This window comes from Pseudomonas sp. 5Vm1k (assembly GCF_056161485.1).
In genome coordinates this window covers 344,294-370,317 of the sequence record NZ_JBSPCZ010000004.1, presented here as the reverse complement: position 1 = coordinate 370,317, position 26,024 = coordinate 344,294, and the positions used below count along the sequence as shown (strand labels likewise).

The 26,024-nt window shown below is 60.7% G+C and carries 18 protein-coding genes; 13 read left to right on the top strand and 5 right to left on the bottom strand.

Annotated features, from left to right (window positions below; genetic code table 11):
* Positions 1–18: 18 nt before the first annotated feature.
* The 4 genes from hslV to ACWIKB_RS10740 form a co-directional block, all read right to left on the bottom strand.
* The gene (hslV, locus tag ACWIKB_RS10755) at positions 19–549 is read right to left on the bottom strand and encodes an ATP-dependent protease subunit HslV (RefSeq protein WP_007899242.1); all 531 of its coding nucleotides are present in this window, start codon (positions 547–549) and stop codon (positions 19–21) included.
* Between the two features lie 289 nt (positions 550–838).
* Positions 839–1,546 (bottom strand): SPOR domain-containing protein, encoded by a 708-nt coding sequence (locus tag ACWIKB_RS10750; protein WP_475266683.1) that lies wholly within the window; start codon positions 1,544–1,546, stop codon positions 839–841.
* A 1-nt stretch (position 1,547) separates the two neighbouring features.
* On the bottom strand, positions 1,548–3,284 hold the full coding sequence (gene argS / locus ACWIKB_RS10745) for an arginine--tRNA ligase (protein ID WP_475266682.1): 1,737 nt from the start codon (positions 3,282–3,284) through the stop codon (positions 1,548–1,550).
* Between the two features lie 213 nt (positions 3,285–3,497).
* Complete coding sequence (locus tag ACWIKB_RS10740; protein WP_475266681.1) at positions 3,498–5,717, bottom strand: primosomal protein N'; 2,220 nt, start codon at positions 5,715–5,717, stop codon at positions 3,498–3,500.
* Between the two features lie 286 nt (positions 5,718–6,003).
* Here ACWIKB_RS10740 and rpmE point away from each other — a divergent pair, with 286 nt between their 5' ends.
* The 3 genes from rpmE (at position 6,004) to ACWIKB_RS10725 (ending at position 8,501) form a co-directional block, all read left to right on the top strand.
* Positions 6,004–6,234, top strand: coding sequence for a 50S ribosomal protein L31 (gene rpmE, locus ACWIKB_RS10735; RefSeq protein ID WP_054054615.1), 231 nt, complete (start codon positions 6,004–6,006; stop codon positions 6,232–6,234).
* Positions 6,235–6,248: 14 nt separating this feature from the next.
* Positions 6,249–7,052: a thermonuclease family protein gene (locus ACWIKB_RS10730; RefSeq protein ID WP_475266680.1), complete on the top strand. Its 804-nt coding sequence runs from the start codon at positions 6,249–6,251 to the stop codon at positions 7,050–7,052.
* A gap of 180 nt (positions 7,053–7,232) precedes the next feature.
* Positions 7,233–8,501 (top strand): malic enzyme-like NAD(P)-binding protein, encoded by a 1,269-nt coding sequence (locus ACWIKB_RS10725; RefSeq protein WP_201115270.1) that lies wholly within the window; start codon positions 7,233–7,235, stop codon positions 8,499–8,501.
* Positions 8,502–8,700: 199 nt separating this feature from the next.
* Here the strand turns inward: ACWIKB_RS10725 and ACWIKB_RS10720 are convergent, their stop codons facing one another.
* Positions 8,701–11,142, bottom strand: a complete 2,442-nt coding sequence (locus tag ACWIKB_RS10720) for a penicillin-binding protein 1A (RefSeq protein ID WP_475266864.1) — start codon at positions 11,140–11,142, stop codon at positions 8,701–8,703.
* Between the two features lie 218 nt (positions 11,143–11,360).
* Between ACWIKB_RS10720 and ACWIKB_RS10715 the strand changes: the two genes are divergently transcribed.
* The 10 genes from ACWIKB_RS10715 (at position 11,361) to ACWIKB_RS10670 (ending at position 25,848) form a co-directional block, all read left to right on the top strand.
* Positions 11,361–12,425 carry a pilus assembly protein PilM gene (locus ACWIKB_RS10715; RefSeq protein ID WP_475266677.1) on the top strand — a complete coding sequence of 355 codons (1,065 nt, stop codon included), beginning with the start codon at positions 11,361–11,363 and terminating at the stop codon, positions 12,423–12,425.
* Complete coding sequence (locus ACWIKB_RS10710) at positions 12,425–12,991, top strand: PilN domain-containing protein (protein WP_475266675.1); 567 nt, start codon at positions 12,425–12,427, stop codon at positions 12,989–12,991. The genes ACWIKB_RS10715 and ACWIKB_RS10710 overlap by 1 nt, the downstream gene beginning before the upstream one ends.
* Positions 12,988–13,611, top strand: a complete 624-nt coding sequence (gene pilO, locus ACWIKB_RS10705) for a type 4a pilus biogenesis protein PilO (RefSeq protein ID WP_475266673.1) — start codon at positions 12,988–12,990, stop codon at positions 13,609–13,611. The genes ACWIKB_RS10710 and pilO overlap by 4 nt, the downstream gene beginning before the upstream one ends.
* On the top strand, positions 13,608–14,135 hold the full coding sequence (locus tag ACWIKB_RS10700; protein WP_475266671.1) for a pilus assembly protein PilP: 528 nt from the start codon (positions 13,608–13,610) through the stop codon (positions 14,133–14,135). Before pilO ends, ACWIKB_RS10700 begins: the two co-directional genes overlap by 4 nt.
* A gap of 13 nt (positions 14,136–14,148) precedes the next feature.
* The gene (locus ACWIKB_RS10695) at positions 14,149–16,230 is read left to right on the top strand and encodes a type IV pilus secretin PilQ (protein WP_475266669.1); all 2,082 of its coding nucleotides are present in this window, start codon (positions 14,149–14,151) and stop codon (positions 16,228–16,230) included.
* Positions 16,231–16,234: 4 nt separating this feature from the next.
* Complete coding sequence (gene aroK / locus ACWIKB_RS10690) at positions 16,235–16,753, top strand: shikimate kinase AroK (RefSeq protein WP_475266667.1); 519 nt, start codon at positions 16,235–16,237, stop codon at positions 16,751–16,753.
* Positions 16,754–16,904: 151 nt separating this feature from the next.
* Positions 16,905–18,005: a 3-dehydroquinate synthase gene (gene aroB, locus ACWIKB_RS10685; RefSeq protein WP_475266665.1), complete on the top strand. Its 1,101-nt coding sequence runs from the start codon at positions 16,905–16,907 to the stop codon at positions 18,003–18,005.
* Positions 18,006–18,015: 10 nt separating this feature from the next.
* Complete coding sequence (locus ACWIKB_RS10680) at positions 18,016–19,599, top strand: AAA family ATPase (protein WP_475266663.1); 1,584 nt, start codon at positions 18,016–18,018, stop codon at positions 19,597–19,599.
* 351 nt (positions 19,600–19,950) lie between these two features.
* The gene (gene gltB / locus ACWIKB_RS10675) at positions 19,951–24,396 is read left to right on the top strand and encodes a glutamate synthase large subunit (protein WP_475266661.1); all 4,446 of its coding nucleotides are present in this window, start codon (positions 19,951–19,953) and stop codon (positions 24,394–24,396) included.
* A gap of 33 nt (positions 24,397–24,429) precedes the next feature.
* Positions 24,430–25,848, top strand: coding sequence for an FAD-dependent oxidoreductase (locus ACWIKB_RS10670; protein WP_201199952.1), 1,419 nt, complete (start codon positions 24,430–24,432; stop codon positions 25,846–25,848).
* The last annotated feature ends 176 nt before the right edge of the window (positions 25,849–26,024 follow it).

The window sequence follows — 26,024 nt, the reverse complement described above, 5'->3', positions numbered from 1 at the left end:
CGCTAGGCCGAAACAGGCTTACTCGGCGAGGTCCTGCTCCTCAATGGTGAAGGTGTGGTTGGTGAATACACAGATGTCGCCGGCGATGCCGAGCGCGGTTTCGACGATTTCCCGGGCCGACAGATCGGTCTTCTTCAGCAGGGCACTTGCGGCGGCCTGGGCGTAACCGCCGCCGGAACCCATGGCGATCAGGCCTTCTTCGGGTTCGACCACGTCACCGTTACCGGTGATGATCAGGGATGCGTCTTTGTTGGCGACCGCGAGCATGGCTTCGAGGCGGCTGAGGGAACGGTCGGTGCGCCATTCTTTGGCGAGTTCGACGGCGGCGCGAACCAGGTGACCCTGATGTTTCTCGAGCTGGCCTTCGAAACGCTCGAACAGGGTGAAGGCGTCAGCGGTGGCCCCGGCAAAACCGGCGATGACCTGACCGTGGTACAGGCGACGAACTTTCTTCGCGTTGCCTTTCATCACGGTATTGCCGAGAGAAACCTGGCCGTCGCCGCCCATGACGACTTTGCCGTGGCGGCGAACTGAAACGATGGTGGTCAAGGGAGAGTCTCCACGCAGCGGGGCGAAAATGCCTTATGCAAACTCATATGGGGGTGGTGGAGAATTTTTCAACTGCGGGGAGGGAGAGGGGACGAGCGGTGTGTCATTTGCGAAGGAGGGTGCAGGTGAATCTCTGTGGCGAGGGAGCTTGCTCCCGTTCGGCTGCGCAGCAGTCGTAAACCCGGCCATCGCGGTCTGTCTGATGGATCGCGGTTGCCGGGTTTGGGAGTGCTGCGCACTCCAGCGGGAGCAAGCTCCCTCGCCACAAAGACAGAGTATTTCTGCTAGATCAGCGGCTCTGGCGTTGTTGTAACAACAGGTTGCTGAAACCGCTGCCAGCCAGTTGTTTCTGCGCGGTGGTCAGTTGTTCGCGGTTGCTGAACGGCCCGACCAATACCCGATACCAGGTTTCGTCCTTCACCGTGCCGGACTCAACCGCCACGGCCTGACCGAGCAAAATGATCTGCGCGCGAACCTTGTCGGCATCGGCTTCCTTGCGGAACGAACCGGCCTGCAGGAAGAACTTGGTCACTGGCGCCGCTTTCGATACCGGAGGCGGCGGAGGCGGGGTAATCCCGGCCAGCGCTGCCTGAGCCCGTGCTGTATCGATCTTCGCTGCTTGTTCTGGCGTCACCGGCGTAGTCGGCACCGTCGGCACTTGCGGCGTCGGCAGGGTTTTCTCCGGCACCGCGTCCGGCGGCACGATCACTTCCGATTCCGGCAGTAAGGTGTAGAAGTCGTACTTCGGCTTCACCGGTTGCGTCGGGCTCGGCGGGGTCTTGTTGGCCTCGGCGATTTTGGTGGCTTTCTGCTGTTCAATCTTCTCGCGCTTGACGCTCTCGCTGCCCTTGCCCGGTTCCAGCTTCATCAGGAACACGATAAACGCGCCGACCGTCAGGCCGATGGCCATCCACAGCCATCCCGGGATCGGTTGCTTGGCAGGAGCGGTATAACGACTGGCGCCGCGCTTGGGTGCAGGTTTTTTCTTGGCAGCCAACTTACATACGCTCCAGAGTTTCCAGACCCAAGAGTTCCAGGCCTTGCTTGAGTGTGCGGCCGGTCAGCGCGGCGAGGCGCAGGCGGCTTTGCATTTGCACCGGGGTGTCGGCACTGAGGATCGGGCAGTTCTCGTAGAAGCTGGAGAACAGGCCGGCGACATCGTACAGGTAGGTGCAAAGGATGTGCGGCGTCCCTTTGTCGGAAACGTTGTTCAACACTTCACCGAACTGCGCCAGTTTGGCCGCCAGTTCATGTTCGTGCGCTGCTTCAAGGACGATCTGGCCTTCGACTTCGCTGAAGTCCTTGCCGAGCTTGCGGAACACACCGGCCACGCGGGTGTAGGCGTACAGCAGGTACGGCGCGGTGTTGCCTTCGAAGTTCAGCATCAGGTCGAAGTTGAAGCTGTAATCGCTGGTGCGGTGCTTGGACAGGTCGGCGTATTTCACCGCACCGATGCCCACGACCTTGGCGATGTTGCGCAGATCGTCTTCGGCCAGCTCCGGGTTCTTCTCTTTCACCAGGGTGTAGGCGCGGTCCTTGGCTTCGTTCAGCAGGTCGACCAGCTTCACGGTGCCGCCATCACGGGTCTTGAACGGACGGCCATCGGCGCCGTTCATGGTGCCGAAGCCCATGTGCTCCATGTCCATCGGGTGCGTCACGAAACCGGCCAGACGCGCGACCTGGAACACTTGCTGGAAGTGCAGGGCCTGACGCTGGTCGACGAAATACAGCGCGCGATCAGCCTTCAGCTTGCCGCTGCGATAACGCACGGCCGCCAGGTCGGTGGTGGCGTAGAGGTAGCCGCCGTCAGCCTTGACGATGATCACCGGCAGCGGGTCGCCGTCGGCGTTCTTGAATTCGTCGAGGAACACGCACTGGGCGCCGTTGCTCTCGACCAGCAGCCCGGCAGCCTTGAGGTCGTTGACCACATTGATCAGGTCGTCGTTGTAGGCGCTTTCGCCCATCACGTCGGCCATGGTCAGTTTGACGTTCAGTTGTTCGTAGATCGCCTGGCAGTGGGACAGCGAGATATCGCGGAAGCGCGACCACAGCGCCAGGCACTCGGCGTCGCCGGCCTGCAACTTGACCACCAGGCCGCGGGCACGGTCGGCGAACTCTTCGGACTCGTCGAAGCGCTGTTTGGCGGCGCGGTAGAAGTTTTCCAGGTCCGACAGTTCGTCGCTGGTGATCGGGTTTTCTTGCAGGTACGCCATCAGCATGCCGAACTGGGTGCCCCAGTCGCCGACGTGGTTCTGACGGATCACGGTGTCACCGAGGAACTCCAGGACCCGGGCCACGCCGTCACCGATGATGGTCGAGCGCAAGTGGCCGACGTGCATCTCTTTGGCCAGGTTCGGCGCGGACAGGTCAACCACGGTGCGCTGCACCGGGCCGGCCTTGCGCACGCCGACGTGATCGTCAGCCAGGGCGGCGTCCAGGCGCGCAGCCAGGGTTTGGGTGTTCTGGAAGAAATTCAGGAAGCCCGGGCCGGCGATTTCGGTCTTGGTGACGTTTTCGTCAGCCGGCAGGGCGGCGATGATTTTCTCGGCCAGGTCGCGGGGCTTCATGCCCGCCGGTTTGGCCAGCATCATCGCGATATTGCTGGCGAAGTCGCCGTTCTTCTTGTCGCGGGAGTTTTCCACCTGGATCGCCGGCGACAGGCCTTCAGGCAACACACCTTCGTTGACGAGTTGGGTGATGGCTTGTTGGATCAGCTGGCGAATGGTGTCTTTCATGGTGTTCTCTTTCGACCGCAAGCGCGGCGGCGCCTGGATGCGCTAGTGGAAAAACTGGGCATTATCCGTGGCATAGACGTGCTTGCCAACTATAGCGGGCAGGTTATGGATATGTGGTGACAATTAGGGCCTCTTCGCGGGCAAGCCTCGCTCCTACAGGTTGGGCGCGATTCCCTGTAGGAGCGAGGCTTGCCCGCGAAGGCAATCTTCCAATCAATACAAATCGACCGGATCAACATCCAAAGACCAGCGCACCGCCCGCCCACTCGGCATTTGCTCCAGCGCCAGCAACCAACTGCTCAGCAACCGATGCAGCGGCGCCCGCGCCGTCGCCTGCAACAACAACTGCGCGCGATAACGCCCGGCCCGACGCTCCATTGGCGCCGGCACTGGCCCGAGCAACTCGATACCGGTCAGATTCTGTTCGGCCAGCAATCGTTCCGCCTCGCTGCACGCTTCATCGAGAAAACCTTCGGCTTGCCCCGGTTTATGCGCTTCGGCTCGCAGCAACGCCAGATGCGCAAACGGCGGTAGGCCGGCAGCACGGCGTTCGCTCAAGGCCTGTTCGGCAAAGGCGAAATAGCCTTGTTCGGTCAGTTGCACCAGCAATGGATGGTCGGCCAGGTGGGTCTGGATGATCACTCGGCCCGGCTCTTCAGCCCGGCCCGCACGGCCGGCGACCTGCACGATCAACTGCGCCATGCGCTCGCTGGCGCGGAAGTCGCCGGAGAACAGTCCGCCATCGGCATCGAGAATCGACACCAGTGTCACCCGTGGAAAGTGGTGCCCTTTGGCAAGCATCTGCGTGCCGACCAGAATGCACGGCTGGCCTTTCTGGATCGTCGCGAACAGCTGATTCATCGCGTCCTTGCGCGAGGTGCTGTCGCGGTCGACCCGCAGCACTGGCACATTCGGGAACAGGATCGCCAAGCGTTCCTCGGCGCGCTCGGTGCCCGCGCCGACGGGGCGCAGATCAACCTTGCCGCATTTCGGGCAGTGCCGGGGCACGCGTTCGACGTAGCCGCAATGGTGGCAGCGCAGTTCGCCGGAGCGCTGGTGCACGGTCATCCGCGCGTCGCAGCGCTGGCATTCGGACATCCAGCCGCAATCGTGGCAGAGCAGGGTCGGCGCAAAGCCACGGCGGTTGAGAAAGACCAGGACTTGCTGGCCGGCCGCCAGGGTCTGGCCGATGGCTTGCTGCATCGGCCCGGAAATGCCGCTGTCCAGCGGACGACTTTTCACATCCAGACGCAGGAAGCGCGGTTGCTTGGCGCCACCCGCACGCTCATTCAGGCGTAGGAGTCCATAACGGCCGGTGTAGGCGTTGTGCAGGCTTTCCAATGAAGGCGTGGCGGAACCGAGGACAATCGGGATGTTTTCCTGTCTCGCGCGGACCAATGCCAGGTCGCGGGCGTGATAGCGCAAGCCTTCCTGCTGTTTATAGGAGCCGTCGTGCTCTTCGTCGATGATGATCAGACCGGGGTTTTTCATCGGCGTGAACAGCGCCGAACGGGTGCCGATAATAATGTCGGCGTCGCCGTCCCGGGCGGCGAGCCAGGCTTCCAGGCGCTCGCGATCGTTGACCGCGGAGTGGATCAGCGCGATGCGTGCGTTGAAGCGCTGCTCGAAACGCGCCAGGGTCTGTGGGCCGAGATTGATCTCCGGGATCAGCACCAGTGCCTGCTTGCCGGCCTCGAGGGTTTCGCGGATCAGTTGCAAATAGACTTCGGTCTTGCCGCTGCCGGTGACGCCCGCGAGCAGGAACGCGTGATAACTGTCGAACCCGGCGCGGATCGCTTCATAAGCGGCACGTTGTTCCGGGTTGAGCGGCAACTCCGGTTGGGCCAGCCAATGTTCGTGGCGGGCGTCAGGCGCATGCTTGCGGATTTCGACTTGCACCAGGTCTTTGGCCAGCAGCAGGTCGAGGCTGTCCTTGCTCAGCATCAGCTTGCTCAGCAACTGATGAGCAACACCATGGGGATGCTGGGCCAGGGTCGCCAGGGCCTCACGCTGGCGCGGGGCGCGGGCGATGCGCGGATCATCAAGGCTGGCGCCGGGCGCTGCCGACCAGAAACGCTCCTGGCGCGCTTCGGCCAATTCACCCTGGCGCAGTAATACCGGCAGCGCCCAGCTCAGGGTGTCGCCGAGGCTGTGCTGGTAATACTGGGACGTCCACAGACACAGCTTGAACAGCGCCGGCGGCAGCGGCGGCGTGGTGTCGAGCAGGGCCAGGGCCGGTTTGAGCTTTTCGACTGGCACTTCGCTGGTGTCGGTGACCTCCACCAGGATGCCAATCATCTCCCGCCGACCGAACGGCACCCGCAGGCGCATACCTGGTTGCAACTGGGCGCGCAGGACTCCGGCCGGGGCACGGTAATCGAACAGGCGGCGCAGCGGCGAAGGCAGGGCGAGGCGCAAAATGGCGTCGGGCACGCGGGGGGATCTCAATAAACGGAAAAATTAACAGCAGAGCCATGACCTGTGGGAGCGAGCCTGCTCGCGAAGAGGGAGTGTCAGTCAGCATTTATGGTGTCTGATACAACGCTTTCGCGAGCAGGCTCGCTCCCACAAGGGCGGCGATTTGGTCGGGAGCCTAGCAGACGGTCGGTAGAAGGGACAGCTTGCGTGATTGTCATTGTCTGGTAGAATCCGCGGCCTAATTACGTGCGGTATTCAACAATAGTGTTGAGTGGCGGCACGCTAGCCCGAGGAATACACCATGAAAGCCGATATCCATCCAACATACGAAGTCACCGCAGTTACCTGCAGCTGTGGCAACAAGTTCGAAACTCGTTCGAACCTGGCCAAGCCTCTGGCGATCGACGTATGCAATGAGTGCCACCCGTTCTACACCGGTAAGCAGAAGACTCTGGATACTGGCGGCCGTGTACAGCGCTTCGCAGACCGTTTCGGTGCTTTCGGCAAGAAACCTGCTGCTGCAGCAGAGTAAGGTTCAAAAGCCCTATGGGCTTTTCCTTGCTAACGAAAAAGGCGTCCCTTGCGGGCGCCTTTTTTGTGTCTGCGATTTGGCTGTCCGGTGCCCAGGCCTTTTGCCCGGCACCGGACGGTTTGACGCCGGTCACCGTGCAGCGGGTGGTGGACGGTGACACCTTGCGCCTGAGCGATGGCCGCAGTGTGCGCATGATCGGCTTGAACACCCCGGAACTGGGTCGACAGGGCCGTACCGACGAGCCGTTCGCTGTCGCGGCGCGCAAACGCCTCGAAGCACTGGTCGCTGCCAGTAATGGTCGGGTGAGTCTGCTGCCGGGTAAAGAGGCCAAGGATCGCTACGGCCGCACCTTGGCGCATGTCTATAGCGCCAATGGCGCCAACCTGGAAGCGCAGATGCTCGCCGAAGGCCTCGGTTTTCAGGTCGCGATTGCGCCGAATATCGATTTGGTCAGTTGCCAGCAATCAGCGGAACGTGCGGCTCGACAGGCCGGCCTCGGGCTGTGGCGTCAGTCACCTGTACTGAAAGCGGATCAGATCAAGACGTCCGGTTTTGCTGTGCTCAGCGGTCGTGTGAGCAAGGTGCAACGCAATCGCGGCGGGGTTTGGATCGAGTTGCAGGATTCGGTTGTATTGCGCGTTGCACCCAATTTGCTCGGGCAGTTCGATGTCACCGCGCTTGAACGGCTGAAGGGCAAGCAAATCGAGGCTCGTGGCTGGGTGCTGGACCGTTCGCGCCGTGCTGGACTCGATGACGGTCAGGCACGCTGGCTGCTCCCGCTAAGCGACCCTTCGATGCTTCAAACGGGCCGGCCTTAAAAAATTGTAGACATTTTTTAATTTTATTGTGAACAGTCCAGCCCTTGTGTTCCGTGGCTCTTGGCCCAAAGTCTTAGGGCAGGGCGCTTGACAGGGGTGACCGGTCAGTCTTGTAGGGACTTTGCGACACGCGTATCCTCGGCGGTCCGTCTGTCCAACAGTAAAAAGCGGAATGCCCACATGTCTGATTTGAAAACTGCCGCTCTCGAATATCACGCCCATCCTCGTCCAGGGAAGCTGAGTGTCGAGCTCACCAAGGCCACCGCTACCGCCCGCGACTTGTCGCTGGCCTACAGCCCCGGCGTAGCCGAACCAGTACGCGAAATCGCCCGCGATCCTGAACTGGCCTACAAATACACCGGTAAAGGCAACCTGGTTGCAGTCATTTCCGATGGCACCGCGATTCTCGGCCTGGGTAACCTCGGCCCATTGGCTTCCAAGCCAGTGATGGAAGGTAAAGGCGTGCTGTTCAAGCGCTTCGCCGGCATCGACGTTTTCGACATCGAAGTCGACTCCGAAAGCCCGCAAGCCTTCATCGACACCGTCAAGCGTATCTCCATCACCTTCGGTGGCATCAACCTGGAAGACATCAAGGCACCAGAGTGCTTTGAGATCGAACGTGCTCTGATCGAGCAGTGCGACATTCCGGTATTCCACGATGACCAGCACGGCACCGCGATCGTCACCGCAGCCGGCATGATCAACGCCCTGGAAATCGCTGGCAAAACCCTGGCTGACGCCAAAATTGTCTGCCTGGGCGCCGGTGCGGCCGCCATCTCCTGCATGAAATTGCTGGTGAGCATGGGCGCCAACATCGAAAACATCTTCATGGTTGACCGTACCGGTGTGATCCACTCCGGCCGTGACGACCTGAACCAGTACAAGGCTGTCTTCGCTCACGCGACTGACAAGCGCACCCTGGCTGACGCCCTGACCGGTGCCGACGTGTTCGTTGGCCTGTCCGGCCCGAACCTGCTGAGCGCTGAAGGCCTGAAGTCCATGGCGGCCAACCCGATCGTGTTCGCGTGCTCCAACCCGGATCCGGAGATCTCCCCGGAACTGGCTCACGCCACCCGTGACGACGTGATCATGGCCACCGGCCGTTCGGACTACCCGAACCAGGTCAACAACGTACTGGGCTTCCCGTTCATCTTCCGTGGTGCCCTGGACGTTCGCGCCAAGCGCATCAACGAAGAAATGAAAGTGGCTGCGGCCAACGCCCTGCGTGAACTGGCCAAGCTGCCGGTTCCTCAGGAAGTGTGCGACGCCTACGGCGGTATCAAACTGGAATTCGGTCGTGAGTACATCATCCCGAAACCAATGGATGCCCGCCTGATCACCGTGATCTCCGATGCCGTGGCCAAGGCCGCCATCGAGACCGGCGTAGCGACCCTGCCGTATCCGAAGAACTACCCGCTGAAAAGCGTGGATGACGTGTTCAACGGCTAAGCGGTAGCTCATAAAAAACCCGGCCATTGGCCGGGTTTTTTTATGGGGATAAAGATCAAAAGATCGCAGCCTTCGGCAGCTCCTACATGAGAATGCGTTCCCCTGTAGGAGCTGCCGAAGGCTGCGATCTTTTGATCTTGCGTGCAAAAAAAAGCCCCGCGCTTCTCTCGAAGGCGGGGCTTTTTGTTGCGTCAGCCGATCAGAACAAATCGATCGGTGCCGCTTCATCCGCTGGCAATGGGCTGCCCGGCGCTGTGCCGTTGCCCAGCTCGTTCACCGACGGTGGCGTGTCTTCGGCCTTGAATAGCTCAAAGTAGGCCCCAGGCGTGCTTGGCGTGGCCGCACGACCGCTGACCGGGTCAACCCGCAGGCTGAGGATGCCTTCCGGCTCCGCTTGCGTATGTGGCGGCTTGCCTTTGAGCGCGGCGGCCATGTAGTTCATCCAGATCGGCAGCGCGACGGTGCCGCCGAATTCCTTGCGACCCAGGCTTTCAGGTTGGTCGAAACCGGTCCAGACCGTGGTCACGTAATCGGCGTTGTAGCCGGAGAACCAGGCGTCCTTGGATTCGTTGGTGGTACCGGTTTTACCCGCGATGTCCGGACGGCCCAGGGCCAGTGCGCGGCGGCCGGTGCCCAGCTTGATCACGTCCTCCAGCATGCTGTTGAGGATGAACGTGGTGCGGCCATCGACAATCCGCTCCGCCAGGGCCGGGGTTTGCGGCAGCGTGCCAGGTGCGGCCGGCGCCTCACCCGGGGTCGCGTTGACCGTGAACGGCTGCGCGACCGGTGCGGCCAGGCCAGCGGTCGCCGTATCGCCCTGAGGCACGCTCGGCGGGTTGGCGACGAACAGCGTGTCACCGTTGCGGCTTTCAATCTTGTCGATGATGTACGGGGTGATCTTGTAGCCGCCGTTGGCGAAGGTGCTCCAACCGGTGGCGATTTCCATTGGCGTCAGGGTCGCGGTGCCCAGCGCCAGGGACAGGTTGCGCGGCAGGTCCTGCTTGTTGAAGCCGAACTTGCTGATGTAGTCGATGGTGCGATCAACGCCCAGCGCCTGCACCAACCGGATCGACACCAGGTTACGCGACTTGTACAGACCTTCACGCAAGCGGATCGGGCCAAGGAAGGTGTTGGTGTCGTTCTTCGGACGCCAGACCTTGTCCAGGTACTCGTCGACAAACACGATCGGCGCGTCGTTCACCAGGGTCGCGGCGGTGTAGCCGTTATCCAGGGCGGCGCTGTAGACGAACGGCTTGAAGCTCGAGCCCGGCTGGCGCTTGGCCTGCAGGGCACGGTTGTAATTGCTCTGCTCGAAGGCGAAGCCGCCGACCAGCGAACGGATTGCACCGTTCTGCGGATCAAGGGAAACCAGTGCGCCTTGGGCCTGCGGGATCTGGCTGAACTTCAGCGAGTTGTCCGGCTGGCGTTGCACGCGGATCAGATCGCCGACCTGGGCCACGTCCGCCGGCTGCTTCGGATTGGCGCCCATGCTGTTGGTGTTCAGGAATGGCCGCGCCCACTTCATGCTGTCCCAGCCGACGTGCTCGTCGCCGGTGCGGGTCATCACTTGCAGGCCGTTCTTGTCGACCTGGGTAACGATGGCCGGTTCAAGGCTGCTGATGGTGCGCTGCTTGGTCAGTTCGGTGGCCCAGGCTTCACGGGTCTTGCCCGGCAGGCGCGACTCAGGACCGCGATAGCCGTGACGCTGGTCGTAGGTCATCAAGCCTTCGTGAACTGCGGTATTGGCCATTTCCTGCAAGTTGCTCGGCACGGTGGTCGTGACGCGGAAACCTTCGGTGTAGGCGTCGCTGCCATAACGGCCGACCATTTCGGCACGGGCCATTTCGGCGATGTACGGCGCGTTCACTTCCGGGGTCGGCACGTGATAGCTGGCGTTCAGTGGTTCGTTGATCGCGGTGGTGTAGTCGGCTTCGGTGATTTTCCCGAGCTTGTACATGCGCCCCAGAATCCAGTCGCGACGTTCCTTGCTGCGGGCCGGATTGGCCAGCGGGTTGAAGCGCGACGGGGCTTTGGGCAGACCGGCGATCATCGCCATCTGCGCCAGGCTCACATCCCGAATCGATTTGCCGTAGTAGACCTGCGCCGCTGCCTCGATGCCGTAGGCGCGGTTACCCAGGTAGATCTTGTTGACGTACAGCTCAAGGATCTCGTCCTTGGTCAGCTGCCGTTCGATTTGCAGGGCCAGGAGAATTTCGGTGGTTTTGCGCGAGAAGCTGCGTTCGCTGGTCAGGAAGAAGTTCTTCGCCACCTGCATGGTGATGGTGCTGCCGCCGGACTGGATGTGGCCGCTTTTGACCAGTTGGGTCGCGGCACGCATCAGGCTGCTCGGATCGACGCCATAGTGGTTGGCGAAGTTGTCGTCTTCAGCACTTAGTAACGCATTGATGAAATTGGGGGGAATGTCGGCGAAACGGATCGGAGTCCGGCGCATTTCGCCAAATTCTGCGATCAACTTGTTATCGCTGCTGTAGACCCGCAGAGGAATCTGCAACTGAATGCTTCTCAGCGCCTCCACGGACGGCAAACCCGGACTAAGGTAAAGATAGGCGCCACTGAGACCTAAAAGCAGTCCGCAGAAAACGGCGACGATGGACCAACCGAAAAATTTCAGCAGACGAATCAAGGCGTTTGAACATCCAGGGCAAAGAATGAATTTGGCGTCAGGGTCTCGACTACACAGAGAACGACCCGCGCTGGCAGTAAAAGCGGAAAAAAACGCTGGGCATTATAAGCATTTTTCCGCGGTGGGCGTCATTTGCGCTTCTGTCAAGATGGAGTGATTGAACGCAATGCACATTACAGAGTCCGTAACTCACGGATAGTCATAGGGAATTGGTAGTGCTAGGACTCTTCAATAAAAAGACCAGAACGCTTCTGGGGATCGACATCAGCTCCACGTCGGTGAAGCTTCTGGAGCTGAGCCGTCAGGGCGACCGCTACCGGGTCGAGGCCTACGCGGTCGAACCGCTGCCGTCCAGCGCGGTGATCGAGAAGAACATCGCCGAGCTCGAAGGTGTGGGCCAGGCGTTGTCACGCGTGCTTCTCAAGGCTCGGACCGGTATCAGGAACGTCGCGGTTGCAGTGGCCGGTTCGGCGGTGATTACCAAGACCATCGAGATGGACGCCGGGCTGTCCGACGACGAGATGGAAAACCAGCTCAAGATCGAAGCTGATCAATACATCCCTTACCCATTGGACGAAGTCGCCATCGATTTCGAAGTCCAGGGTGTATCGCCGCGCAACCCCGAGCGGGTCAATGTGCTGCTGGCCGCCTGTCGGAAAGAAAACGTCGAGGTGCGCGAGGCTGCCCTGGCCCTGGCCGGGCTGACCGCCAAAGTGGTGGATGTCGAGGCCTACGCTCTTGAGCGTTCCTTTGGTTTGCTGGCGACCCAACTGGCCTCCAATCAAGAGCGCCCGACCGTCGCCGTGGTGGACATCGGCGCGACCATGACCACCCTGAGCGTGCTGCACAACGGCCGGATCATCTACACCCGCGAACAACTGTTTGGCGGGCGCCAGCTCACCGAAGAAATCCAGCGCCGATATGGCCTGACCACCGAGCAGGCCGGCCTGGCGAAAAAACAGGGTGGCTTGCCGGATGACTATGTCAGCGAGGTGTTGCAGCCGTTTCGTGATGCTCTGGTGCAGCAGGTTTCTCGCTCCTTGCAGTTTTTCTTTGCGTCCGGCCAGTACAACGCAGTCGACCATATCCTGCTGGCCGGCGGCACTGCCTCGGTCCCTGGCCTTGATCGGTTGATCGAGCAGCGGCTGGGCACGCCGACTCAGGTTGCCAACCCGTTCGCTGACATGGCCCTGAGCAGCAAGGTCAACGCCGGCGCCCTCGCCAGCGACGCACCGGCCTTGATGATTGCCTGTGGTCTGGCCCTCAGGAGTTTCGACTGATGGCGCGGATCAACCTTTTACCCTGGCGTGAAGAACTGCGCGAAGAACGCCGCAAGCGCTTTCTCCTGGCGTTGGTGGGTGTGCTGATCGGTTCGGTCGGTTTGGTCCTGATTACCGATCAGATCATCAGCGGCGCCATCGATCAGCAAGTGACCCGCAATGAATACCTTGGCAAGCAGATAGCGGTCGTTGATGAGCGGATCAAGCAAATCAGCGACCTCAAGGCCCGGCGCCAGCAACTGGTAGAGCGCATGCGGATCATCCAGGACTTGCAAGGCAACCGGCAGATCAGCGGTCGAATTTTCGACCAGTTGGCGCGGACTCTGCCAGACGGCGTGTATTTCACTGAAGTGAAAATGACTGGCAAGACCCTGTCCATTACCGGTGCGGCAGAGTCGAACAACAAGGTCTCGGAGCTGATGCGCAATCTCGATGCTTCGGACTGGTTCGATGCGCCGAGCCTGACCGAGGTCAAGGCGACGACCGCCGGTCAGCTGGATCAGGCCAACGTTTTTCAGCTGACCGTTCGTCAGACTCTGCCAGCCACGATGGAGGTCGCTAAATGAGACCGTCCGATTGGTTCGAAGGGCTGCGCAAGATCGACATCAACGATCTGGACACCAACAACATCGGTTCCTGGCCAGCGGCAATCAAGGCGGCGGCGGGCATTCTGCTGATGGTTCTGGTGCTGGGTCTGGGCTACAACTTTTACATCAGTGACCTGGAAAACCAGCTCGATCTCAAACGCGCTGAAGAGTCGACACTCAAGGAACAGTTCGCCAGCAAGGCCGGCATGGCGGCGAACCTTGAGCTCTACACCCAGCAAATGAAGGAAATGGAGAACTCTTTCGGCGTGCTGTTGCGGCAACTGCCCAGCGACACCGAAGTGCCTGGCCTGCTGGAGGACATCACCCGCACCGGCCTGGGCAGCGGCCTGGAATTCGAAGAGATCAAGTTACTGCCGGAAGTCACTCAGCAGTTCTACATCGAGTTGCCGATCCAGATCACTGTCACTGGCGCCTACCACGACCTGGCGACCTTCGTCAGTGGCGTGGCCGGCCTGCCGCGAATCGTTACCCTGCATGACTTCGACCTTGCACCGGCCAATCCCGACGGCGGTACGAAGCTGCGCATGAGCATCCTCGCCAAGACCTACCGCTACAACGACAAGGGGCTGCAAAAATGACCCCGTTGCGTTGTTTATTCATGAGTGTGTTGTTGGCGGGCCTGGCCGGGTGTGGTGGCGACAGTGGCTTCAGCGACCTCGATGCGTACATGAACGAAGTGCGTCTGCGTCCGGCCGGCAAGATTGAACCAACCCCGACATTCCGGTCTTACCCCACATTCACTTACAGCGCCGCGAACCTGCGCAGCCCGTTTTCCCGACAGGTCAGAGTCGATCTGGCCGGCCAGAAACACGGTTCGCGCAACGTCAAACCCGATCCCGGTCGGGTCAAGCAGTACCTCGAAGGTTTCAACATCGAGCAGTTTGAAATGGTCGGCACAATCTCCAATGCCACTGGCTCCTTTGCGTTGCTGCGTGGGGCGGGTGGTGTGCATCGGTTGAAAGTCGGCGATTACCTGGGGCGTAACGATGGGCGGATCGTCGCCATCAGCGGCTCGCAAGTCGATGTGGTCGAAATCGTTCCCGATGGCGAAGGTGCCTGGCTGGAACGGCCGCGGACCATCCCTTTGAAAGAGCACTCATAGTGGAACTCGAATAATGAACAGGATTTTTTCAACCCTCGGTATTTCGCTATGGATAGCGCTGCTGTCGCCGATGGTACAAGCGGCCAACCTCAACGCGCTGGATGTCGCCGCGCTGCCGGGTGACCGCATCGAGTTGAAGTTGACCTTCGACGGACCACCGCCGCCGCCCCACGGTTACACCACCGAATCACCGGCGCGCATTGCGCTGGATCTACCGGGGGTGGTCAGTAAGCTGGCCAGTAAAAATCGCGACCTCGGTGGCGGCAATGCCCGCAGTGCCACAGTGGTGGAGGCCAAGGACCGTACGCGCCTGATCATCAACCTGACTCAGCTGACGCCTTACAGCTCCAGGGTTGAAGGCAACAATCTGTTCGTGGTCGTTGGCCAGGGTGCGAAGAGCGCGGCAGCCAAACCGGTTGCCAGCGCGCCGCGGGTCGCTACCGCAAAACCGGCTCCTGTAAAAGCTTATGCACCAGCGGGCAAGGCCATTCGGGGCGTGGACTTTCAGCGTGGCACCCAGGGTGAGGGCAATGTGGTGATCGACTTGTCGGACCCCTCCATTGCGCCAGACATCCAGGAGCGTGAGGGCAAGATCATCCTCGGTTTCGCCAGGACTCAATTGCCCGAGCCGCTGCGTGTTCGCCTGGACGTCAAGGACTTCGCCACCCCGGTGCAATTCGTCAACGCTGCTGCCACTGGTGATCGCGCGACCATCAGCATCGAACCTGTCGGCGCCTACGAATATTCGACGTACCAGACGGACAATAAACTGACCGTCAGTATTCGTGCGGTGACCCCGGACGACTTGCAGAAACGGAACGCCGAACGCTTTGCCTACACCGGCGAAAAGCTCTCGCTGAATTTCCAGGACATCGATGTGCGCTCGGTGCTGCAATTGATCGCTGACTTCACCAACCTCAATCTGGTAGCGAGCGACACGGTGCAGGGCGGCATCACCTTGCGTCTGCAAAACGTGCCGTGGGACCAGGCGCTGGACCTGGTGCTGAAAACCAAAGGCCTGGACAAACGCAAGATCGGCAACGTCTTGCTGGTCGCGCCAGCGGATGAAATCGCCGCCCGTGAACGCCAGGAACTGGAGTCGCAAAAACAGATCGCCGAACTCGCGCCGCTGCGCCGTGAGCTGTTGCAGGTCAATTACGCCAAGGCTGCGGACATCGCCAAGCTATTCACGTCGGTGACCAGCGCCGAGTCGAAAGTCGACGAGCGGGGCTCGATCACCGTCGACGAGCGCACCAACAACATCATTGCCTACCAGACCCAGGATCGCCTCGACGAGCTTCGCCGCATCGTCGCGCAACTGGATATCCCGGTGCGCCAGGTGATGATCGAAGCGCGGATCGTCGAAGCCAACGTCGATTACGACAAGAGTCTCGGCGTGCGCTGGGGCGGCTCGGTGCAGAACAAGGGCAACTGGAACACCTCGGGTGTCAGTAACGGTTCTTCAACCACCATCGGAACGCCGGGCAGTACCAGCACCAACTCGCCTTTCGTCGACATGGGTACTGCAGGCAATACCTCAGGGATCGGCATCGCCTTCATTACCGACAATGTGCTGCTTGACCTTGAGCTGACTGCGATGGAGAAAACCGGCAACGGCGAAATCGTCTCGCAACCCAAGGTGGTGACGTCCGACAAGGAAACCGCAAAAATCCTCAAGGGCACCGAGATTCCCTATCAGGAAGCCAGTTCCAGCGGTGCGACGTCGGTGGCGTTCAAGGAGGCTTCACTGTCCTTGGAGGTGACGCCGCAAATCACCCCGGATAACCGCATCATCATGGAGGTCAAGGTCACCAAGGACGAACCGGATTACCTCAACAAAGTGCAGGACGTGCCGCCCATCAAGAAAAACGAGGTCAACGCCAAGGTGCTGGTCAACGACGGCGAAACCATCGTTATTGGTGGGGTTTTCTCAAATACTCAGAGCAAGGTTGTAGATAAGGTGCCATTTCTCGGCGATGTGCCGTATCTTGGCCGCCTTTTCCGGCGTGACGTGGTTTCGGAGAAAAAATCCGAGCTGCTGGTATTTCTCACTCCGCGTATCATGAATAACCAGGCGATTGCTGTGAGTCGTTGATTCTGTGCGAAATTTGATTCTTGTAGGACCGATGGGGGCTGGAAAAAGCACCATCGGCCGTTTGCTGGCCAAAGAGCTGCGCCTGCCATTCAAAGATTCCGACAAGGAAATTGAATTGCGCACGGGCGCCAATATCCCGTGGATCTTCGATAAGGAAGGCGAGCCCGGCTTTCGTGATCGCGAGCAAGCGATGATCGAAGAGCTGTGCGCCTGCGACGGCGTAGTGCTGGCCACCGGCGGCGGTGCCGTGATGCGCGAAGCCAATCGTCGGGCCCTGCATGCCGGGGGACGCGTGGTGTATCTGCACGCCTCCGTCGAGCAGCAAGTCGGTCGCACGGCCCGTGATCGCAATCGTCCGTTGTTGCGTACCGCCGACCCGGCCAAGACCCTTCGGGATTTGCTGACGCTGCGCGATCCGCTTTATCGGGAAATCGCCGATCTGGTGGTGGAAACCGATGAGCGGCCGCCGCGAATGGTCGTGCTAGACATCCTCGAACGCTTGCAGCAGCTTCCTCCCCGTTAAAGCGCAGCGCGAAATGCGCTATCCTCGGCGTCCTGTCATGGCCGCTCAAGGTTGTGGCGGATGGCTATCAAACGGCGTCACACCAGCAGGCGCCGCGCACATTCGTTAACTCAAGGCAGGACGCCTGATTCCATCTTCACTGTGGGGACACATGCAGACACTCAAGGTCGATCTAGGCGAGCGCAGCTACCCGATTCATATTGGCGAAGGTTTGTTGGATCAGCCCGAGTTGCTGGCCCCACATGTTCGCGGGCGGCAAGTGGCAATCATCTCCAACGAGACCGTTGCGCCGCTCTATCTCGAACGTCTGAGCAAAAGCCTCGCGCAGTTTTCAGTCGTCTCGGTGGTGCTGCCTGACGGCGAAGCCTTCAAGACCTGGGAAACCCTGCAACTGATTTTCGATGGTCTGCTGACCGCGCGGCACGACCGCCGCACGACGGTGATCGCCCTCGGTGGCGGCGTCATTGGTGACATGGCCGGTTTTGCCGCCGCCTGCTACCAGCGCGGCGTTGATTTCATCCAGGTGCCAACCACGTTGCTGTCGCAAGTCGACTCTTCGGTGGGCGGCAAGACCGGGATCAATCATCCGTTGGGCAAGAACATGGTCGGCGCGTTCTATCAGCCGAATGTGGTGCTGATCGATACCGCCACCCTCAATACGCTGCCGGCTCGCGAACTGTCTGCGGGCCTGGCGGAAGTCATCAAGTACGGGTTGATCTGCGACGAGCCGTTCCTGACCTGGCTCGAAGAAAACGTCGATCGCCTGCGCGCCCTGGATCAGGTCGCCCTGACTTACGCTATCGAGCGCTCCTGCGCGGCCAAGGCTGCGGTGGTCGGTGCTGACGAGAAAGAGACCGGCGTGCGTGCCACGCTGAACCTGGGGCACACCTTCGGCCACGCCATCGAAACCCACATGGGCTATGGTGTGTGGCTACATGGTGAGGCGGTCGCTGCCGGCACCGTAATGGCGCTGGAAATGTCCACGCGTCTGGGCTGGATCAGCGAGCAAGAGCGAGATCGCGGTATTCGCCTGTTCCAGCGTGCCGGCCTGCCGGTCGTTCCGCCGGAAGAGATGACTGAAGCCGATTTTCTCGAACACATGGCAATTGACAAGAAAGTGATCGACGGTCGTTTGCGCCTGGTGCTGCTGCGCCACATGGGCGAAGCGGTGGTGACCGACGATTATCCGAAAGAGGTTCTACAGGCCACGCTGGGAGCGGATTACCGCGCCCTGGCTCAGCTTAAAGGTTAATAAGATCCCGATGACTAGTTTGCATGCCGACGAGGCTTTCCTCGGCCATTTCCAGTTAAGTCATGACCCTTTTGCTCCACGGGTGCCTGGCTTCAAATTTTTCCCGGCCCAGCGCAAACCGGTGCTGGGACAACTGCATCACCTGGCCCGTTACAGCCAGTTGCTGCTGGTGGTCACCGGCCCGCAAGGCAGCGGCAAGACCCTGCTGCGTCAAGCCCTGGTGGCCAGCACCAACAAGCAGTCCGTGCAAAGCGTGGTGGTTTCCGCCCGTGGCGCCGGCGATGCCGCCGGTGTGCTGCGTCAAGTCGCCCAGGCGCTGAATGTGGCCCAGGCCGAGATCAACGCGATTCTGGCCCAAGTGGTGCAATTGGCCCTGACCGGCCAGGAAGTCTATTTGCTGGTGGATGACGCCGAGCAACTTGATGAATCCGCGCTCGAAGCCTTGATGGCCCTGGCGGCCGGCGCACCGGAAGGTCGCCCGCACGTGTTCCTGTTCGGCGAGTCGTCGCTGATCGCGCAACTGGAGGCCCTGAGCCTCGAGGAAGAGCGCTTCCACGTCATCGAATTGCAGCCATACACCGAAGAAGAAACCCGCGAATATCTGGACCAGCGTCTTGAAGGCGCCGGTCGGGGTATCGAACTTTTTACCGCGGATCAGATCTCTGATATTCACGAAAGCTCCGACGGTTGGCCTGGCAACATCAACCAGGTCGCCCGCGATGCGATGATCGAAGCCATGATTGCCAGCCGCACAGCGGTGAAGCGTCCAAGTATGGGGTTCAACATGCCGAAGAAACACGTATTGGCGATTTCCGCCGTAGTCGTGGTCGCGGTAGCCGCCGCCTGGTTGATGCCGGGCCGCAGCAAGACACCGACCACCGGCGCACCGGCCAACGAGCAGGCCCAATTGCCATTGGGCACGCCAAAACCGAACGCCGCCGGCGGCGCTCCCTCCGTGGAGTTCGCCGGTAACACGCAACCGATGCCATTGCCGCTGGTCGGCCAATCGCAACCGGTCATGCGCAGCCCACTGGCCGAAGCGGCCGGCGGTATCACCGAAGGCGACGACGGCGTGCCGGTCGAAGGCTCCAGTGCTACACCGCCGACCGTCACTACTATCGCGCCACCTACTGGCATCCAGCCTGGCCCTGCGCCAACACCCGCCGCCAAACCGGCGCCGGCACCGACCCAGGTCGCTACCGCCAAGCCAGCGCCTGCGCCAGTGGCCAAGCCGGCCCCAGCGCCAGCCAAGCCTGTTGTCGCTGCCAAACCTGCCGAGAAGCCGGTTACCGTCGCCAAAGCCGCCGGTGGCAGCTGGTACGCCGGGCAGGCACCGGGTAACTACGTGGTGCAGATCCTCGGTACCAGCTCCGAAGCCGCTGCACAAACCTTCGTCAAGGAACAGGGCGGCGAGTACCGTTACTTCAAGAAAGTCCTCAACGGCAAACCGCTTTACGTCATCACCTACGGCAGCTTCGCCAACCGTGACGCAGCCGTTTCCGCTATCAAGGCCTTGCCAGCGAAGGTTCAGGCTGGTAAACCTTGGCCTCGCTCCGTCGCCAGCGTCCAACAGGAACTGGCTACAGCTCGCTGATGATTCGGCGGCCTTACCCAGGCCGCCTCTCCCGGCACCTCAAAATTTTCCGCAAGTAGCATGCTGCCCCAGAGGCCGCGTGCCTTGTGGTGTCTGCGTCATAGTGGTCTTTGAGTCGTTGCGGTCAAAATTAAAAAAGTTTTGACTAGCACAGCATATCGCTTTAAACCTTTCACAAATGCGACATAGATTTGCGACATTTCGTCGTCAAATTTGTGAGCCTAAGTGTCGGTGTGTACAATGACCTCCCTTTTGCCCCCGCAAAGCCGACGTACGTTCGGCGTGGATGGCAAGTGGTTGAATTGAAAAGAAATTTGCCTCGAAAAGAGGCAGCCTGGTGAGAAAGTGTCTATGAAAGCAGGTCTGTACCAACCAGATGAATTCAAGGATAACTGCGGTTTTGGCCTGATAGCCCATATGCAGGGCGAGCCCAGTCATACCCTTTTGCAAACGGCCATTGAGGCCCTGACCTGCATGACCCACCGCGGTGGGATCAACGCCGACGGCAAGACCGGTGACGGTTGCGGCTTGCTGATTCAAAAGCCGGATGTGTTCCTGCGAGCCATTGCCCAGGAAACCTTCGGCGTCGAACTGCCCAAGCAATACGCTGTGGGCATGGTCTTCTTCAACCAGGACCCGGTGAAAGCCGAGGCCGCTCGCGAGAACATGAACCGCGAGATCCTCGCTGCCGGCCTGACCCTCGTTGGCTGGCGCAAAGTGCCAATCGACACCAGCGTCCTCGGCCGCCTGGCCCTTGAGCGCCTGCCGCAGATCGAACAGGTGTACATCGGTGGTGAAGGCCTGAGCGATCAGGACATGGCGATCAAGCTGTTCACTTCCCGTCGTCGTTCGTCCGTGGCCAACGCCGCCGACGTCGATCACTACATCTGTAGCTTTTCGCACAAGACCATCATTTATAAAGGCCTGATGATGCCGGCGGATTTGACCGCCTTCTATCCAGACCTCAGCGACCAACGCCTGCAAACCTCGATCTGCGTGTTCCACCAGCGCTTCTCGACCAACACCCTGCCGAAATGGCCGTTGGCGCAGCCGTTCCGCTTCCTCGCCCACAACGGCGAGATCAACACAATCACCGGCAACCGTAACTGGGCCGTGGCCCGTCGCACCAAGTTCACCAACGATTTGATGGACCTGGAAGAACTCGGCCCATTGGTCAACCGTGTCGGTTCCGACTCCTCCAGCATGGACAACATGTTGGAGCTGATGGTCACCGGCGGCATCGACCTGTTCCGTGGCGTGCGGATGATCATCCCGCCTGCGTGGCAGAACGTCGAAACCATGGACCCGGATCTTCGGGCGTTCTACGAATACAACTCGATGCACATGGAACCGTGGGACGGCCCGGCCGGCGTGGTAATGACCGACGGTCGCTACGCGGTGTGCCTGCTCGACCGTAACGGTCTGCGTCCGGCGCGTTGGGTCACCACCAAAAACGGCTTTATCACCCTGGCGTCGGAAATCGGCGTCTGGAACTACCAGCCGGAAGACGTGATCGCCAAGGGCCGTGTCGGCCCGGGCCAGATCTTTGCCGTGGACACCGAAACCGGTCAGATCCTCGACACCGACGCGATCGACAACCGCTTGAAGTCCCGTCATCCGTACAAGCAATGGCTGCGCAAGAATGCCCTGCGCATCCAGGCGACCATGGAAGACAACGACCACGGTTCGGCTTTCTATGACGTCGACCAGCTCAAGCAGTACATGAAGATGTACCAGGTCACGTTCGAAGAGCGTGACCAGGTGCTGCGTCCGCTCGGCGAGCAAGGCTACGAAGCCGTTGGCTCGATGGGCGACGATACGCCGATGGCCGTGCTGTCCCAGCGCGTGCGCACGCCGTACGACTATTTCCGCCAGCAGTTCGCGCAGGTCACTAACCCGCCGATCGACCCGCTGCGTGAAGCCATCGTCATGTCGCTGGAGATCTGCCTCGGTGCCGAGCGCAACATTTTCCAGGAGTCGCCGGAACACGCCTCCCGCGTGATCCTCAGCTCGCCGGTCATCTCCCCGGCCAAGTGGCGCTCGCTGATGAACCTCGATCGTCCGGGCTTCGAGCGCGCGATCATCGACCTCAACTACGACGAAAGCGTCGGCCTCGAAGCGGCCATCCGCAACGTCGCCGATCAGGCTGAAGAAGCCGTGCGCTCCGGCCGTACCCAGGTCGTACTGAGTGACCGTCACATTGCTCCGGGCAAGTTGCCGATCCACGCTTCGTTGGCTACCGGCGCAGTGCACCACCGTCTGACCGAGAAAGGTCTGCGTTGCGATTCCAACATCCTGGTTGAAACAGCGACTGCTCGCGACCCGCACCACTTCGCGGTGTTGATCGGTTTCGGCGCCTCGGCGGTCTATCCGTTCCTGGCCTACGAAGTGCTGGGCGACCTGATCCGTACCGGTGAAGTGCTGGGCGACCTCTACGAGGTGTTCAAGAACTACCGCAAAGGCATCACCAAAGGCCTGCTGAAGATCCTGTCGAAGATGGGTATCTCGACCATTACTTCGTACCGCGGTGCGCAGTTGTTCGAAGCCATCGGCCTGTCCGAAGAAGTCTGCGAACTGAGCTTCCGTGGTGTGCCAAGCCGCATCAAGGGTGCGCGCTTCGTCGATATCGAAGCCGAACAGAAAGCCTTGGCCGCCGAAGCCTGGAGCCCGCGCAAGCCGATCCAGCAGGGCGGTTTGCTGAAGTTCGTCCACGGTGGCGAGTATCACGCCTACAACCCGGACGTGGTCAGCACCCTGCAAGCCGCTGTGCAGCAGGGCGACTACAGCAAGTTCAAGGAATACACGGCGCTGGTGGACAACCGTCCGGTGTCGATGATCCGCGACTTGTTCAAGGTGAAGACCTTGGACACGGCGCTGGACATCAGCGAGATCGAACCGCTGGAATCGGTGCTCAAGCGCTTCGACTCCGCCGGCATCTCCCTCGGCGCCTTGTCGCCGGAAGCTCACGAAGCCCTGGCCGAAGCCATGAACCGCCTCGGTGCGCGCTCCAACTCCGGCGAAGGCGGCGAAGACCCGGCGCGCTACGGCACGATCAAGAGCTCGAAAATCAAGCAAGTCGCGACTGGCCGTTTCGGTGTAACCCCGGAATACCTGGTCAACGCTGAAGTGCTGCAGATCAAAGTCGCCCAGGGCGCCAAGCCCGGCGAAGGTGGTCAGCTGCCAGGTGGCAAGGTCAACGGTCTGATCGCCAAGCTGCGTTACGCAGTGCCGGGCGTGACCCTGATTTCGCCGCCGCCGCACCACGACATCTATTCGATTGAAGACTTGTCGCAGCTGATTTTCGACTTGAAGCAAGTCAACCCGAAGGCCCTGGTCTCGGTGAAGCTCGTTGCAGAAGCCGGCGTCGGCACCATCGCTGCCGGTGTGGCCAAGGCCTACGCGGACTTGATCACCATCTCCGGCTACGACGGCGGCACCGGCGCATCGCCGCTGACCTCGATCAAATACGCGGGCGCTCCGTGGGAACTCGGCCTGGCCGAAACCCACCAGACCCTGCGTGGCAACGACCTGCGCGGCAAAGTCCGGGTGCAAACCGACGGCGGCCTGAAAACCGGCCTCGACGTGATTAAGGCTGCGATTCTCGGCGCTGAAAGCTTCGGCTTCGGCACCGCGCCAATGATCGCCCTGGGCTGCAAATACCTGCGCATCTGTCACCTGAACAACTGCGCCACCGGCGTCGCGACTCAGAACGAGAAGCTGCGCAAGGATCACTACATCGGCACCGTCGACATGGTGGTGAATTTCTTCACCTACGTCGCCGAAGAAACCCGTGAGTGGCTGGCCAAGCTCGGCGTGCGCTCCCTCGAAGAGCTGATCGGTCGTACCGATCTGCTGGAAATCCTCGAAGGCCAGACCGCCAAGCAGCAACATCTGGACCTGACCCCGTTGCTCGGCAGCGATCACATCCCGGCAGACAAGCCACAATTCTGCCAGGTGGACCGCAACCCGCCGTTCGACAAAGGCCTGCTGGCCGAGAAAATGGTCGACATGGCCACCTCGGCGATCAACGACAAGAGCGGCGCCGAGTTCGCCCTGGATATCTGCAACTGCGACCGTTCGATCGGCGCGCGGATCTCCGGCGAAATCGCGCGCAAGCACGGCAACCAAGGCATGGCGAACGCGCCGATCACCTTCCGCTTCAATGGGACGGCCGGTCAGAGCTTCGGTGTGTGGAACGCCGGTGGCTTGAACATGTACCTGGAAGGCGACGCCAACGACTACGTCGGCAAAGGCATGACCGGCGGCAAACTGGTCATCGTTCCGCCGAAGGGCAGCGTCTACAAGACTCAGGACAGCGCCATTATCGGCAACACCTGCCTGTACGGCGCCACCGGTGGCAAGTTGTTTGCCGCTGGCACCGCGGGCGAGCGTTTCGCGGTGCGTAACTCCGGTGCTCACACCGTGGTGGAAGGCACTGGCGATCACTGCTGCGAGTACATGACCGGTGGTTTCGTCTGCGTTCTGGGCAAGACCGGTTACAACTTTGGCTCAGGCATGACCGGCGGTTTCGCCTACGTGCTCGACCAGGACAACACCTTCGTTGACCGGGTCAACCACGAACTGGTGGAAATCCAGCGGATCAGCGGCGAAGCGATGGAAGCCTATCGCAGCCACCTGCAACGCGTGCTGGACGAATACGTCGCGGAAACCGACAGCGAATGGGGCCGTAACCTCGCTGAAAACCTCGACGACTATCTGCGCCGTTTCTGGTTGGTCAAGCCTAAGGCTGCCAATCTGAAATCGTTGCTTTCCAGCACCCGTGCCAACCCGCAGTGATATGCGCCTGAAGAGTTTGATGAGGTTTTAACAATGGCTGAACGTCTGAATAACGACTTCCAGTTCATCGATGTCGGGCGCAAAGATCCGAAGAAGAAACTGTTGCGTCAACGCAAGAAAGAGTTCGTGGAAATCTACGAGCCCTTCAAACCCCAGCATTCGGCCGACCAGGCCCACCGCTGCCTGGGTTGCGGTAACCCGTATTGCGAATGGAAGTGCCCGGTGCACAACTTCATTCCCAACTGGCTGAAACTGGTGGCTGAGGGCAACATCCTCCAGGCCGCCGAGCTGTCGCACCAGACCAACACCCTGCCGGAAGTGTGCGGCCGGGTGTGCCCGCAGGATCGTCTGTGCGAGGGTGCTTGCACCCTTAACGACGGCTTCGGCGCGGTGACCATCGGTTCGGTCGAGAAGTACATCACCGACACTGCATTCGCCATGGGCTGGCGCCCGGACATGTCCAAGGTCAAGCCGACCGGCAAGCGTGTCGCGGTGATCGGCGCGGGCCCGGCGGGCCTGGGCTGTGCCGACGTGCTGGTGCGCGGCGGCGTGACTCCGGTGGTGTTCGACAAGAACCCGGAAATCGGCGGTCTGCTGACCTTCGGCATCCCGGAGTTCAAGCTGGAAAAGACCGTGCTGAGCAATCGTCGCGAAGTCTTCACCGGCATGGGCATCGAGTTCCGCCTGAACACCGAAGTGGGCAAGGACGTGACCGTCGAGCAACTGCTCGAAGAATACGATGCCGTGTTCATGGGCATGGGCACCTACACCTACATGAAGGGCGGTTTTGCCGGTGAGGACCTGCCGGGCGTGCATGACGCTTTGGATTACCTGATCGCCAACGTCAACCGCAACCTGGGCTTTGAAAAGTCGCCGGAAGATTTCGTCGACATGAAAGGCAAAAAAGTTGTGGTGTTGGGCGGCGGCGACACGGCGATGGACTGCAACCGCACGTCGATCCGCCAGGGCGCCAAGTCGGTGACCTGTGCCTATCGTCGCGACGAAGCGAACATGCCGGGCTCGCGCAAAGAGGTGAAGAACGCCAAGGAAGAAGGCGTGAAATTCCTCTACAACCGCCAGCCGATCGCCATCGTCGGTGAAGATCGCGTCGAAGGCGTGAAAGTGGTCGAGACCCGTCTCGGCGAGCCGGACGCCCGTGGCCGTCGCAGCCCCGAGCCGATTCCGGGTTCCGAGGAAATCATCCCGGCCGACGCCGTAGTCATCGCCTTCGGTTTCCGTCCAAGCCCGGCCTCGTGGTTCGAACAGTTCGAGATCCAGACCGACAGCCAAGGCCGCGTCGTGGCCCCGGAGCAAGGTAAATACAAGCACCAGACCAGCAACCCGAAAATCTTCGCCGGTGGCGACATGGTTCGCGGTTCTGACCTGGTGGTGACAGCGATCTTCGAAGGGCGTAATGCCGCTGAAGGGATCCTGGATTACCTGGGCGTCTAACCCGATCCTGACCTGAAATGGGATCAAAATGTGGGAGCGGGCTTGCTTGCGAAGACGGAGTGTCAGTCAGCAGTGATGTTGCCTGACACACCGCTTTCGCGAGCAAGCTCGCTCCCACAGTTGTTTCTCGGTGTTGCCAATACCGGGTTTTCACCGCGACAAATTGACCCGATAGA

What these genes read in the sequence shown, in the direction of transcription:
- argS (WP_475266682.1), bottom strand. Translation starts at nt 3,284, where the DNA reads ATGAAAGACACCATTCGCCAGCTGATCCAACAAGCCATCACCCAACTC.
- ACWIKB_RS10700 (WP_475266671.1), top strand. Translation starts at nt 13,608, where the DNA reads ATGACCCCGTTGCGTTGTTTATTCATGAGTGTGTTGTTGGCGGGCCTG.
- pilO (WP_475266673.1), top strand. Translation starts at nt 12,988, where the DNA reads ATGAGACCGTCCGATTGGTTCGAAGGGCTGCGCAAGATCGACATCAAC.
- rpmE (WP_054054615.1), top strand. Translation starts at nt 6,004, where the DNA reads ATGAAAGCCGATATCCATCCAACATACGAAGTCACCGCAGTTACCTGC.
- ACWIKB_RS10730 (WP_475266680.1), top strand. Translation starts at nt 6,249, where the DNA reads ATGGGCTTTTCCTTGCTAACGAAAAAGGCGTCCCTTGCGGGCGCCTTT.
- ACWIKB_RS10695 (WP_475266669.1), top strand. Translation starts at nt 14,149, where the DNA reads ATGAACAGGATTTTTTCAACCCTCGGTATTTCGCTATGGATAGCGCTG.
- gltB (WP_475266661.1), top strand. Translation starts at nt 19,951, where the DNA reads ATGAAAGCAGGTCTGTACCAACCAGATGAATTCAAGGATAACTGCGGT.
- ACWIKB_RS10680 (WP_475266663.1), top strand. Translation starts at nt 18,016, where the DNA reads ATGACTAGTTTGCATGCCGACGAGGCTTTCCTCGGCCATTTCCAGTTA.
- aroB (WP_475266665.1), top strand. Translation starts at nt 16,905, where the DNA reads ATGCAGACACTCAAGGTCGATCTAGGCGAGCGCAGCTACCCGATTCAT.
- ACWIKB_RS10670 (WP_201199952.1), top strand. Translation starts at nt 24,430, where the DNA reads ATGGCTGAACGTCTGAATAACGACTTCCAGTTCATCGATGTCGGGCGC.
- ACWIKB_RS10725 (WP_201115270.1), top strand. Translation starts at nt 7,233, where the DNA reads ATGTCTGATTTGAAAACTGCCGCTCTCGAATATCACGCCCATCCTCGT.
- ACWIKB_RS10710 (WP_475266675.1), top strand. Translation starts at nt 12,425, where the DNA reads ATGGCGCGGATCAACCTTTTACCCTGGCGTGAAGAACTGCGCGAAGAA.